Below are 12439 nucleotides of genomic sequence, written 5' to 3' on the forward strand. Positions count from 1 at the left end.
CCGCGGGCTCAGGGCGTGCTCTGTCCCCGTATCGAGCGGCCCCAGGACCCTGATGGCCATGAATGCAGTGTGGGACGCCCACCACGCCGCGTCAATGACGCGCATGGCCGGCGAGTACCGGATGAGTACCGGTCGACGGCGCGGCGAGTACCACCGGGCGTGAGGGTGGCATCACCGGACGCGGAAGCTGCGTCCGAACAGGGAAGGAGCGGCGGAGCCCAGGTATCACCGCAAGCGAGACCTCACTCAGAACATCACAGCATCGCCGAAGCAGGCGATCAACACGAAAGGAACGGCCATGGACGGGAACACCCTGACATTCACGGCCGACCGGCTCGATCGCGAGCGGGCGGCCAGCCTGAATCGCGAGAACGAGATTCTGCGCAGCATCGCCGATCGCGGCGTCACGGTCACGCCCGCGAGCCCGACCGTGCATGCCGTCGCCGGGGTCGGCGTGTGGTTCCGCAACCTCTTCACGAGGCCGCGTCGGCTGCGGTTCTCCTGAATCCGTAGAGACCCGCCGCCCCGAGCGCGGCGGGTCTCACCCTGTCTGCAGCCGCGCGAACGCCCGGCTAGGCTCGCGGCATGTCAGCACGTCGTCCTGTCGAGATCGCTGTCCAAGACCCGGAGGGCGCCCGCGCCGCCATCGGGGCGGGGGCCACAAGGCTCGAACTGTGCCAGGCGCTGGACGTCGGCGGGCTCACGCCGTCGCTCGCGGTCCTCGAGGGTGTGCTGGCCACCGTCGACCCCTCGACGGTCAACGTCCTGGTGCGCCCGCGCGGCGGCGGGTTCGTGTACAGCGCCGAGGAGGTCGCGCTGGTGTCGGCCGACATCCGTGCCTGCATCGAGCGGGGTGCCGGCGGAGTGGTCGTCGGCGCGCTGACGCCGGAGGGCGGCCTCGATGTCGACACCGTGCGGAGATGGCGGGATGCCGCGGGGCCCGCGACGCTGGTGTTCCATCGGGCGGTCGATGCCTCGGCCGACCCCGCCGCCGTCTTCGACGCCCTCGTCGCGGAAGGCGTCGACCGCGTGCTGACCTCGGGTGGCGCGACCCGGTCGATCGACGGCATCGACGCGCTGGCCGCCTTCTCGGCGCGATCCGGCGGCGTCGAGGTGATGGCGGGCGGCGGAGTGCGGCCGGCCGACATCCCCGCTCTCTTCGCCGCAGGCGTGGACGCCGTGCATCTGTCCGCCCGCTCGCGGGCGGGCCGCGACGCGCCGTCCGGACCCGGCGGCGGCTCGGCCGGACACGATGTGACGGACGCCGGCATCGTCGCGGAGGCCGTCGCCGCCGCGGGCTGAGGTGCGGTCGCGTCGTTTCGGGACGGACGTATCACGGCGCACCGTCGACACCTCGGAAGCGAGTGGGGCCAGCCCCCGCATCGGACACCGATCAGAGGAGCCGTCATGAACGTCGAACCGTGGAGCACCGTCGGACCGGGATCGTCCGCCGCGATCGTTCCGGGCATCCAGTACCTGCTGCGGGCACACGGCGACGCCTTGGCCGTGGACGGAGCGTACGGGCCCGTGACCGCAGCGGCGGTCAGCGCATTCCAGACCGCGCAGGGTGTGCCGTCGGACGGCATCGTCGGGCCGATCACGTGGCCCCGGCTCGTCGTCGCCGTGCACCAGGGATCGACGGGCGACGCCGTGCGCGCCGTCCAGCAGTTCGGGCTCGCGCGCTCGCCGGGGGAGGACCCGCTCGTCATCGACGGGGACTTCGGCCCGATCACGAAGGAGCGCGTCGAGTTCTTCCAGGAGTCGTGGGGGCTCTCGCTCGACGGCGTGGCCGGCCGCGAGACATGGTCGTTCTTCAGCACGTTCGTGCCGGGGGAGCGCCCGTGGGCGCTCGTGAAGCAGGGATCGTCACAGGCGACGAACTGGCGCGTGCTCGCGGCGCAGCACCTCCTGCGCGCGCACGGCGCGACGATCGCCGCAGACGGCGCGTTCGGTCCGTTGAGCGGCCAGGCCGTCCAGGCGTTCCAGCAGACCCTGCGGGCCGTCGAGATCTCGACCACGCTCGGCCAGCTCGATTGGCCGAGCCTCATCATCACCGTGAAGCAGGGCGACGGCCCTGCGGGGTCCAAGGGTGAGGCGGTGCGTGCGGTCCAGACTCTGCTGGCCGGCGTGACGGTCGACGGCGACTTCGGCCCGCAGACCGACGCGGCCGTACGGCAGTTCCAGCAGGTCTTCCTGCCGCCGGCGGACGGCATCGTCGGCCCGCAGACCTGGCACACGCTGATGCTGCGCCTGTTCGACTGACGGCGGGCGCCCCGCTAGTCGGGTGTGCAGGTCGGGCGCTGATCCTCGCCCGGGAAATACGTCGCCCACTCGATGGCCGTGAGCTCACGGCCCGCGATGTCGCACGCGGCCCTGGCGTGGAGAGCAGGGTCGAGGTCCCACACGAGGATTCCGTCGGCGGTACCCGTCACGAGGCGGCGGCCGTCGTGCGAGAGCTGGGCTCCCCGGGCGAGCTCGGGCGAAGGCGCATCGATCGTGTCGCCGAGCTTGACCGCGCCGTCCAGTCCGTAGAGCGCCGCCCGGTTGTCCCAGCCGACGACCAGCATCGTGCTGCCGTCGTCGCTGACCTGGATCGCGTTGCCGCTGCTGAAAGGCTTTGGGAACGACACGATGGGCTCCAGCGTGTCGAGGTCGTGGCGGGTCAGCGTGGCGTCACTCACGGTGATGAGATCGCCGGTGCCGGTGATGGCGTTGCCTTCGGTGGCGGGCGCGCCGTGCGCGAGCAGCTCACCGGTGCGCGGATCGAGCACTGCCGTATAGGTCTGCTGCGGTCCCGTGTCGTAGTACGTGAGGGCGATTCTCGACCCGTCCGCGCTCTCGCTCACGCGGTTGAGGAACATGCGCCCTTCGATGCCGGGCACTTCGAGCGCATCACCGGCCGCCTCGCCCGTCGCCGGATCGACTGCGAAGAACGTGTTCACCCCCGGCGCGAACGCGAAGGCGTGCGGGCCGGGCCGGCCTGGCACGAGAACGATTTCGTCGCCGAGCGCGTCGACGATCACGGGATCCAGGTGCGCAACGGTGTTCTTCCCGGCGTCGAGGTCGTGGTCGGCGACGATCTCGAGGCCGCTTTCGATCGAGAATCGCTCGAGTTCGTCTGGACCGATCCACGACAGCCACTCCTCGGCACCTCCCCGTGGGACGTCCGCCTCGATGTCCCATCGCTGGAAGCCGGTCCCGTCCGCCGACGTCGTGATGGCGACATCCCCCGTCGCATCGAGCCCACCCGCCAGCAGCCGTCCCCGGGCGACGAGCGCAGCCGCCGGACCCGTCCCGTCCAGGCGGCGGTACAGGGTGGTGGAAGCGATCGGCGCGTGAAGAAGCATCTCCTCTCCTCCGACCCGGGGCAGCGGCAGCACATACTCGTCCATCAGCGTGGCGAACTCCTCCCCGGTCCAGGTGCCCGTTGCAAGATCGAGCGCCGCGACGGTGCCCAGGCGCGAGCAGTAGATCACGCCGGAGGATTCGACCAATGCGAGGTACTGGCACGGCCGCCCTGGCGGGACCACGGCGCGCCATGTCATCTCGCCCCGGGTGACGTCGAAGCGCGCGACGCCGTCCGGTCCAGCTCCTATGACGCCCCCCGCGCGATCGCCGATGAGTCCGGCGGAGGTCAGGTCGCCTTCCGTCGGGATGCGCCGCGTGAGCGCGGCCGACGCATCGTCGTAGACGAGGAGAGCCTCAGGCGAGCCGACGGCCACCGCACCTGGCCCGATGATCGCGACACTGTCGGAGTCGCCGTCGACTCCGGTGTGGTCGGCGAGGGCCTCCGGCGACGAGACCGTCACTTCCCCTGTGGCCACATCGATCGCCTGCAGGTCGTGGGTCACCGGGTTGCCCACGTAGGCGACCGAGCCGTCTTCTGGCAGAGCGATCTGGAAGGTCGTGCGCGCGTTCAGCACCTGACTGCTGGGGAGCGCTTCCCCCGTCCCCAGATCCACGAAGAGGAAGTGGTTGCGACAGCACTCCTCCTCGGCCTCGGCAGCCCACATCGGCGTCTGGATCGCGAGGATCTGGCCGCCGTCGCTCACTGCCACGGCGCGGTCCCATGGGGTCTCCGCAGGGACGAGAGGCACGTCGAGCTCACGGGTCACCTCACCGGTGTCCATGTCGACGATCCCCACCGTGGAGCCGTCCTCGTCGTCCCGCACGAGCACGGCCTCTTCGCTTCGCGGGATGGGCGCGAGGGCCACGCGTGCGCCTCCGTAGTCGACTCGACGCACCAGTCCGTCAGCGCCCATCACCAGTCCCAGCAGCGCGCTGCGAGTGCGATCGTCGTCTGGCCACCGCCGGTAGGCCTCGGCGGCCAGCAGGGCCGCGAGGTCCCGGTCGGAGTTGCGCTGCACGAGCGCCGACGCCACGAGCGCCTCTATGCGCGCCGACTCGGAGGCCGCCGCGGCCTCCTGACCGCGGACCACGGCGATCCCACCGGCGACGACGGCGGCGGCCAGGAGGCCGGCCGCAGCCCCGAGGGCCGCTCGGAGCGTGCGGTTGTGGGCACGGTCGCGCGCCGCCTGCATCTCGAGCTGCCGCACCGCGGACTGTTCGCGCTCTTCCGATTCGGCGACGAAGCTCCGCTCGGCCTCGGTGAGATCGCCCTCGAGATGCTCCCGGTCGGCAAGGACGGTGTGCAGCCGCGCTCCCCGGAGGAGGTCCTCGTCGTTGCGTCCGTCGGCACCCCACGCGGCGGCGGCAGCCTCCACCAGGCGCACCACGCGGGCGCGGTCCGCGTCCTCGTCCAGCCAGTCGGCCAGGCGCGGCCACGCGCCGGCGACGGCCTCGTGCGTCACGACTACCGACGTGTCGTCCAGCGTGAGCAGCCTGGCACCCGCGAGTGCCTCGACCACGCGCCGCCGGCCCGGATCCTCGAGGATCGGGGCGAGGGGCACACGTCGGCGCGTGGCCGTGCCGTCCTCTTCGCGCTCGAGCAGGCGCAACAGCAGAGAACGGCACACGTCCTGCTCGTGCGGGCTGAGGCGCTGGTAGACCGACTCCGCCGACTGGGCGACGGCACCTGCGATGCCGCCCGAGTCCTCATAGCCGGCCACCGTGAGCGTGCCGCCTTCGCCGCGGATCCACGTCTCGCGCAGCGCGTAGGACAGGAGAGGCAGCGTGCCCGAACGGTCGCCGAGGTCGCGCAGGGCCAGTTCCACGAGGCCAGGCTCCAGCCGCAGTCCGCTCCGGCGGGCGGGCTCCTCGATCGCCTCGCGGCAGCCGGTGACCGAGATGGGGCCGAGAAGGAGGATGCCGCTTGCCAGGGCGTCGCCGGATCCAGGAAGAGCACGAAGCGGGTCGAGCGCGTCCGAACGCGCCGTCATCACCAGCGTCCGTCCCTGGCTCATCGCAGAGACCGCCGCGGTGCCGAACGCGTCCCGGTCTGCGGGCGGCAGAGCCAGGATCTCCTCGGCCTGGTCGACGACGAGGACGTCGGCGCGGGCGGCGGCGCCCTCGAGCCGCAAACCCGCGTCAGGACCGGGGGCCACCATCTCGACGGTTCTTCCGGACTCGCGCAGCCGCGGCACGACTCCTGCGAGCACGAGCGAGGACTTGCCGATGCCGGATGGACCCGCGACGATCACCATGCCTCCCGCCCGGGTGCGCTCCACCGCGGCGTCGATATCGTGCTCGCGGCCGAAGTACAGGTCGGCCTCCTCGGGACCGAAGGCTCGCAGACCCGGATACGGGCACTGCGTGCTCTGCTCGACCGGCGCGTCGGGAACATCGAGCCAGGCATCCTGGCGCAGGATCGCCGTCTCGAGCACCGACAGCCGCGTGCCGGGTTCGATCCCGAGCTCCTCGCTCAGCTGCATTCGGGCCGCGCGGATCGCCGCCAGGGCGTCGCTCTGGCGCCCGCAGCGGTAGTCCGCGAGCGCGAGAATCGCCCAGCGGTCCTCGCGGAGCGGCTCCGCACGCACCAGTCGTTCGGCGTCGGCGAGGACCGCGCGGTGCTCACCGATGCGGAGTCTCGCGTCTAGCAGCTCCTCCTCGGCGGTCGCCCGGATCTCCAGGAGCCGACGGGACTCCGCATCGCCCGGATGCCAGCCCGCGGCGTCTTGCAGCGGCGTCCCGCGCCAGAGCCCGAGCGCGCGGCGGTAGGCATCGATCGCCCGCTTATCGTCGCCCTGGTACGCGTGCGCGCGTGCCGCGGTCACCAGCGTCTCGAACCTCACCGCGTCGATCGAGTCGGAGTCCACGTCCAGGCGATAGCTCGAGGCGAGGGTCGCGATCGCGTCCGCTCCGAGCCGGGAGCGGATTCGCGCGATCGAGTTGCGGATCTGCTGCGGCCACGTCGCGGGCAGGTCGTCGCCCCACCACGCTTCGGCCAGTTCCGCGGGCCGGAGGGCCTCGCCGCGGCGCACGATCAGCGCCGTGAGCAGCGCCCGCTCGCGCGGCCCCAGCGTTCCGTCCCCCAGCTCCAGCGGTCCTAAGACCCGGATCCTCACACCTGAAGTCTGAGCGCGGCGTCCGCACCGGTCAAGAGCCGCGCAGAGGACGGATATGCGACGGATATCCGTCGGGGCGGGCCGGATACGCACCCGTCCGACAGTGAAGTATCGCTTCCCGCCGACGGGGGCGGGAGCTCGTGGAAGGAATCATCATGGACGCAACGACGGCAACCCCGCGCCGCACCCGCCTGGTGCGCGGCGCGGCCGCCGCGCTCACCGCCGGAACGCTGCTGCTCGGACTGGCCGCCTGTCAGACCGGCGCGCAGGCGCAGGCGCCTCAGACCGACACGGCCCGGCAGGTGCCGGTGAGGCCGGAGGGACTCGATCAGCACCTGACGGCCGACCGTCTGGAGCAGCTCATCGGGAGGGTCACGGCGGCGCGCGACGATCGCTTCGCCGGCATGACGGCCGACCAGATCGACCGCCTCGTCGCCACCGAGAAGATGGCGGCGATCGGCCGGATGCCGGGATGCCTGCAACACGTCGTGGTCGCGGCACCCCGCGGCGCCGATCGCGTGCAGTGCATCACACCGGGGGAGTGAACCGGCGGATCCGCGACCGCCGGTTCGGTGCACATCGTCATCGCCTCCGGCCGCACTACTCTGGAACGCGTGACGACCGGACGCGACGACGATGCCCTCTCCTGGGACGGCGACGACGATCCCACGCTCGACCTCGGTGATTCCGCCGGGTCGGATCCTGCACCCGAGGCGCCCGCGCGATCCTCGGTGCCCGAGCTTCCGCACGGCTACACCGCGGTCGGCAAGGGCAGCGAGGCCGTCGGCGCCGCGGGGACCCCGGATGCGGCATCCGTTGAAGAAGAGACGCCGGCCGGCGGCGACACCGTGGCCGAGCCGCGATCGCTGGGCAACGGCGCGCTCGTCGCCCTCGGCGTGCTGGGCGGCGTGTACGCGCTCTACGCGATCGGCTGGATCGTCGGTGGCCTGCGACTGCAGGGATGGCGACCGTTTCTGGTCACAGATCTGATGTACCAAGGCAGCCTCTGGCTCGCCGTGCTCGCGCCGGTGCTGTGGTTCGCGACGGTGGTCCTGCTCACCCGCACGGGGCGCACGTGGGTGCGTTTCGCGTGGCTCGGAGCAGGCGCGGTCCTGCTCGTGCCGTGGCCGTTCGTGCTGATCGGGGCGGTGGGGCAATGACCGGCCAGAACACGGATGCCGCAGCACGTCGCACTCGAAGGGCGCCGCTGTGGCTGGTGGTGACGATATCGGCGCTCGCGGGGCTGTTCTACGCCTACGCAGTGTGGAACGCGATCGGGAACCTGGTCGAGACGATCGGCTTCTACGGCGACGCGGGCATGTCGCTCAACGCTCTCGGCTGGTTCGTGTGGATCTTCGCTGCGGTGTTCCCCATCGTCGTATGGGGCGGCGCGTTCGTGCTCGGCCACCGCCGCCCTGCGCACGAACTGCTGCTCGTCATGGTGACGGGCCTTGCGCTCGTCTCCGTGTTCTGGCTCAACGTCATCGCGTACACCGTCGGCTACAGCGCCTCGCTGGTCGGCTGAGGCTCTCGACCCTCGAGCCCGGCGGTTGTCACACGGTCGGGCGGGTCGCCGCACGGGCGGTAGGCTGGCACAGGCCTCGCCCCCGACGGCGTGCGGCGCGGCATCCGGTCTGCCCTGCTCCGCGCGCTCGCGCACCGCCCCCAAAGGAACCACCCGTGCCGAAGCCTGTCGTCCTCATCGCCGAAGAACTGTCTCCCGCCACGATCGACGCCCTGGGGCCCGACTTCGACGTGCGTCACGTCGACGGCACCGACCGCCCCGCGCTGCTGTCGGCCCTTGCCGATGCGCACGCGGTGCTCATCCGCTCGGCGACCAAGGTGGATGCCGAGGCGATCGCCGCGGCTCCCGTGCTGAAGGTCGTCGCCCGCGCGGGCGTCGGCCTCGACAACGTCGACATCAAGACGGCCACGACGGCCGGCGTCATGGTCGTGAACGCACCGACCTCCAACATCATCTCGGCGGCCGAGCTCACCGTCGGGCACATCCTCAGCCTCGCCCGCCGCATCCCGGCCGCTCACGCGTCGCTCGCCGGCGGCGCCTGGAAGCGCAGCTCGTACACCGGCACCGAGATCTTCGAGAAGACCGTCGGCATCATCGGCCTCGGCCGCATCGGCGCCCTCATCGCCGCGCGACTGCAGGCGTTCGGGGTGTCGGTCGTCGCGTACGACCCCTACGTCACGCCGACGCGCGCCCAGCAGCTCGGTGTGCAGCTGCTCGACCTCGACGAGCTGCTCGCGCAGAGCGACTTCGTCACGATCCACATGCCGAAGACTCCCGAGACGACCGGCATGATCGGCGCCGAGCAGTTCCGCCTGATGAAGAAGACGGCGTTCGTCGTCAACGTCGCGCGCGGCGGCCTCATCGACGAAGAGGCGCTGTACACAGCTCTGAACGAGGGTGAGATCGCCGGAGCCGGCCTTGACGTGTTCACGAGCGAGCCGCCCGCGCCGGAGGGCACCGCGTTCCCGCTGCTGAGCCTGCCCAACGTCGTCGTCACGCCGCACCTCGGCGCCTCGACCGACGAGGCGCAGGAGAAGGCGGGCGTCTCGGTCGCGAAGTCCGTCAAGCTCGCGCTCGAGGGCGACCTCGTGCCCGATGCGGTGAACGTCGCGGGCGGCATCATCGACCCCTTCGTGCGTCCCGGCATCTCGCTGGTCGAGCAGCTCGGACAGTTCTTCACCGGGCTGGCGCACAGTGCCCTCACGAGCCTCGACATCGAGGTGCGCGGCGAGCTCGCGGCCTACGACGTCAGCGTCTACCGGCTGGCAGCCCTCAAGGGCATCCTCGCCAACGTCGTCAGCGAGAACGTCTCGTACGTGAACGCGCCGCTGTTCGCCGAGCAGCGCGGCATCGAGACCCGGCTGATCGTCGAGGCCGAGAGCCCGCTCTACCGCAACATCACGATCCTGCGCGGTACGCTCGCCGACGGCTCCGTGCTCACGGTCGCCGGCACGCTCGCCGGCACGCGCATGGTGCCCAAGGTCGTCGGCATCAACGGCTACGAGATCGAGGTGCCCATCGAGCGCCATCACCTCGTCATGCGCTACGCCGACCGTCCCGGCATCGTCGCGATCTACGGCCAGAAGCTCGGCAGCGCGGGGATCAACATCGCCGGGCTCCAGGTGGCGCAGGCCGACGCGAGCGGACGCGCCCTGTCGGTGCTCACGGTGGACTCGCCGGTGCCCGAGGACCTCCTCGACGAGATGCGCGAAGCGGTGGGCGCCGACCTGTTCCGCCGCATCGAGGTCACCGAGGACTGAGCGGTGGCACCGGGGGAGGCATCCGCGCAGTCGCCTGCCCCCGTGCCCGCGTCCGGCGGGAGTCCGGTCTTCCGCAGCCTGGCCTTCGAGAGGCTGACGCGGTTCGACTACGGCGACGTGATCCTGGCATCCCAGCCGCCGCGCAGCACCGACGACCCGCGCGTGTGGGCCGAGACCTTGTTCGCTCCGTCGTCAGCGCCCGTTTGGGTGAAGGCGGCGATGGGTGTGCGCATGGCGCTCGCCCCGCTTCTCGGGCTGGAGGCCGCGCCGCGCGGAGTGTTCGAGGTTCGGACGGTGGTGGGCGAAGAGGCGCTCATCGAGTACGCCGACAAGCACCTCACCTTCCGCTGCGGTGTCGGGGTGGATGCCGAGGCCGCCGTCGTGCGCGTGACCACCGTGGTGACGTTCAACGACTGGCGCGGCCGGGTGTACTTCACCCCGGTGTCGCTCGCGCACCCGCTCGTGGTGCACGCCATGCTCCGTCGCGCGCGGCGCGCCCTCGCCCGGCAGGGCTGAGCCTGCAGCGCTCGGAGAGCTCAGATCCGGCTGGCGCCCTCCACCAGGGCGATGAGAGCATCGAGCGCGGGACCGCGGGGGACGGGCCCCGGGATCGAGCCGCCCGACAGGGCGTTGTTGAAGTAGAGCCCGTCGCTGACGAGCATCACCAGGTCGAGGGCGACCTCGTCCTTCGTGTGCGGGCGCAGCGCGGCGCCCCATTGCTCGCGGACGTCTCGCAGTGCGTCGCTGGCGACCGGATCACCGCCCTGCGCAAGCCGCGACGTGGCCAGGATCGCGCGGTCGATCGGATCGTTGGCCATGACCGATGTGCGCAGGAAGTACGCGATCGGACCCTCCGGAGCGGCGGCCATCACGGCCACATCCTCGGCGACGAGCGTCCGCAGGCGGTCGATGATCGCCGACTCGAGCGACTCCTTCGTGCCGAAGTGGTAGAGCAGACCGCCCTTCGACACGCCCGCCGCCTTCGCGGTGGCGTCCATGGTCGCCGCGCGCTCGCCCTCCTCGATGAGGATCTGCTCGAAGGCGTCGAGCACCTTCTCGCGGGCGAGGGGAGGGCGGCTCATGGCGTCGATCGTATCGACAGCTGGCCGCGCATTCTGATACTATACCGGCTGGACGGTATAGAAATGATGACTCTCACACAAGAACTCTCGCTCGCCGACGCCCAGGGACGGAAGGTCGGCTGGCGCGGCTGGGCGGCGCTCGTCGTGCTCATGCTGCCGGTGCTGCTCGTCTCGGTCGACAACACCGTGCTGAGCTTCGCACTCCCGTCGATCGCACTCGAGCTGGGGCCGTCGAGCGCCCAGCAGCTGTGGATCATCGACGCCTATCCGCTCGTGCTCGCGGGGCTGCTGGTCACGATGGGGACGCTGGGCGACCGGTTCGGCCGGCGACGGATGCTGCTCATCGGCGCGACCGGCTTCGCCGCGGTGTCGGTGCTCGCCGCCTTCGCCCCGAGCGCCGCCTGGCTCATCGCTGCGCGCGCCGGGATGGGCGTGTTCGGCGCGATGTTGATGCCCTCGACGCTGTCGCTGCTGCGCAGCATCTTCACCGACCGCGATCAGCGCCGCCTTGCGATCGCGGTGTGGGCGGCCATGTTCTCCGCCGGCGCGGCACTCGGCCCGATCGTGGGTGGACTCCTGCTCGAGCACTTCTCGTGGGGCTCGGTGTTCCTGCTGTCGGTCCCCGTGCTCGTCCCGCTGCTCGTGCTGGCGCCGCTGCTCGTGCCCGAGAGCCGCGATCCGAAGCCCGGCCGCATCGACCCGCTGAGCATCGCGCTCTCGATGGCGACGATGATCCCGATCGTCTACGGGATCAAGGAGCTCGCCGTGCACGGGCTCGCCGTCGCCGCCTGGCTGCCGATGCTCGCCGGACTCGGGTTCGGCGTGCTGTTCGTGCGGCGCCAGCTGCGGGCGCGCACACCGATGCTCGACATGCGCCTGTTCCGCCGGGGGAGCTTCAGCGGTGCGCTGATGGTCAACCTCCTCAGCGTCATCGCGCTCGTCGGGTTCCTCTTCTTTGTGGCGCAGCACCTGCAGCTCATCGTCGGGCTCTCGCCCATGCAGGCGGGGCTCGCGCTCGTTCCGGGTCTCGCGATGATGATCGTCGCGGGTCTCGTGGTCGTGCCGATCTCCAAGAAGTGGCCCGCTCGCATCGTCGTCCCTGTGGCGCTGATCTTCTCCGTGGCGGGCTACGTGACCGTGGCCTTCGCGACCGGACCCGAGAGCATCGCAGCGCTGGTGGCGGCCTTCGTCTCGCTCGGCATCGGCATCGGCGCGGCGGAGACGGTCTCGAACGAGCTGGTCCTCTCGAGCGCTCCGCCGGCCAAGGCGGGAGCTGCGAGCGCGGTCTCCGAGACCGCCTATGAACTGGGTGCCGTGCTGGGCACGACCGTGCTGGGCGGCATCCTCACGGCGCTCTACCGCACGAACCTCGTCGTGCCCGCGGGGGTTCCGGATGCCGCGGCCGAGGCTGCGTCCGAGACCCTCGCCGGTGCGGTGCACGCGGCCGGAGAGATCGGCGGCAGCACCGGCGAGGCGCTCTTCGAGGCGGCGGCGACGGCGTTCGACGCCGGGGTCACGGTCACTGCGCTGATCGGCGCCGTCCTGGTCGTCATCGCGGGGGTCATCGCGGCCACTACCCTGGGAGGGTCCCGCCAGAAGTCGTAGGAG

The 12439-nt window shown here is 71.2% G+C and carries 11 protein-coding genes; 9 read left to right on the forward strand and 2 right to left on the reverse strand.

Going from position 1 to position 12439, the window contains the following annotated elements; genetic code table 11:
• Positions 1 to 298: 298 nt before the first annotated feature.
• The 3 genes from MRBLMI12_RS14765 to MRBLMI12_RS14775 all read left to right on the forward strand — a co-directional run bounded on the left by MRBLMI12_RS14765 (position 299) and on the right by MRBLMI12_RS14775 (position 2262).
• Positions 299 to 505: a hypothetical protein gene (locus MRBLMI12_RS14765; RefSeq protein WP_363357174.1), complete on the forward strand. Its 207-nt coding sequence runs from the start codon at positions 299 to 301 to the stop codon at positions 503 to 505.
• 80 nt (positions 506 to 585) lie between these two features.
• Positions 586 to 1302 carry a copper homeostasis protein CutC gene (locus tag MRBLMI12_RS14770; RefSeq protein WP_363357175.1) on the forward strand — a complete coding sequence of 239 codons (717 nt, stop codon included), beginning with the start codon at positions 586 to 588 and terminating at the stop codon, positions 1300 to 1302.
• A gap of 105 nt (positions 1303 to 1407) precedes the next feature.
• Positions 1408 to 2262 (forward strand): peptidoglycan-binding domain-containing protein, encoded by an 855-nt coding sequence (locus tag MRBLMI12_RS14775; protein WP_363357176.1) that lies wholly within the window; start codon positions 1408 to 1410, stop codon positions 2260 to 2262.
• Between the two features lie 14 nt (positions 2263 to 2276).
• Here MRBLMI12_RS14775 and MRBLMI12_RS14780 read toward each other — a convergent pair whose 3' ends face one another.
• Positions 2277 to 6464 (reverse strand): BTAD domain-containing putative transcriptional regulator, encoded by a 4188-nt coding sequence (locus MRBLMI12_RS14780; protein WP_363357177.1) that lies wholly within the window; start codon positions 6462 to 6464, stop codon positions 2277 to 2279.
• A 155-nt stretch (positions 6465 to 6619) separates the two neighbouring features.
• Between MRBLMI12_RS14780 and MRBLMI12_RS14785 the strand changes: the two genes are divergently transcribed.
• The 5 genes from MRBLMI12_RS14785 (at position 6620) to MRBLMI12_RS14805 (ending at position 10265) form a co-directional block, all read left to right on the forward strand.
• A complete protein-coding gene (locus MRBLMI12_RS14785) occupies positions 6620 to 7009 on the forward strand; it encodes a hypothetical protein (RefSeq protein WP_363357178.1) in 390 nt (129 codons plus the stop codon).
• A 69-nt stretch (positions 7010 to 7078) separates the two neighbouring features.
• On the forward strand, positions 7079 to 7624 hold the full coding sequence (locus tag MRBLMI12_RS14790) for a DNA polymerase III subunit gamma/tau (RefSeq protein WP_363357179.1): 546 nt from the start codon (positions 7079 to 7081) through the stop codon (positions 7622 to 7624).
• On the forward strand, positions 7621 to 7989 hold the full coding sequence (locus MRBLMI12_RS14795) for a bacitracin resistance protein (protein WP_363357180.1): 369 nt from the start codon (positions 7621 to 7623) through the stop codon (positions 7987 to 7989). The genes MRBLMI12_RS14790 and MRBLMI12_RS14795 overlap by 4 nt, the downstream gene beginning before the upstream one ends.
• 155 nt (positions 7990 to 8144) lie before the next feature.
• A complete protein-coding gene (gene serA, locus MRBLMI12_RS14800; RefSeq protein ID WP_349427272.1) occupies positions 8145 to 9749 on the forward strand; it encodes a phosphoglycerate dehydrogenase in 1605 nt (534 codons plus the stop codon).
• A 42-nt stretch (positions 9750 to 9791) separates the two neighbouring features.
• Positions 9792 to 10265: a DUF2867 domain-containing protein gene (locus tag MRBLMI12_RS14805; protein ID WP_363357181.1), complete on the forward strand. Its 474-nt coding sequence runs from the start codon at positions 9792 to 9794 to the stop codon at positions 10263 to 10265.
• A 20-nt stretch (positions 10266 to 10285) separates the two neighbouring features.
• Here MRBLMI12_RS14805 and MRBLMI12_RS14810 read toward each other — a convergent pair whose 3' ends face one another.
• Positions 10286 to 10831, reverse strand: coding sequence for a TetR/AcrR family transcriptional regulator (locus tag MRBLMI12_RS14810; RefSeq protein ID WP_349427274.1), 546 nt, complete (start codon positions 10829 to 10831; stop codon positions 10286 to 10288).
• 63 nt (positions 10832 to 10894) lie between these two features.
• Here MRBLMI12_RS14810 and MRBLMI12_RS14815 point away from each other — a divergent pair, with 63 nt between their 5' ends.
• Positions 10895 to 12436: an MFS transporter gene (locus tag MRBLMI12_RS14815; protein ID WP_404907887.1), complete on the forward strand. Its 1542-nt coding sequence runs from the start codon at positions 10895 to 10897 to the stop codon at positions 12434 to 12436.
• The last annotated feature ends 3 nt before the right edge of the window (positions 12437 to 12439 follow it).

The sequence above is a fragment of the Microbacterium sp. LMI12-1-1.1 genome (assembly GCF_040676455.1).
GTDB lineage: Bacteria > Actinomycetota > Actinomycetes > Actinomycetales > Microbacteriaceae > Microbacterium.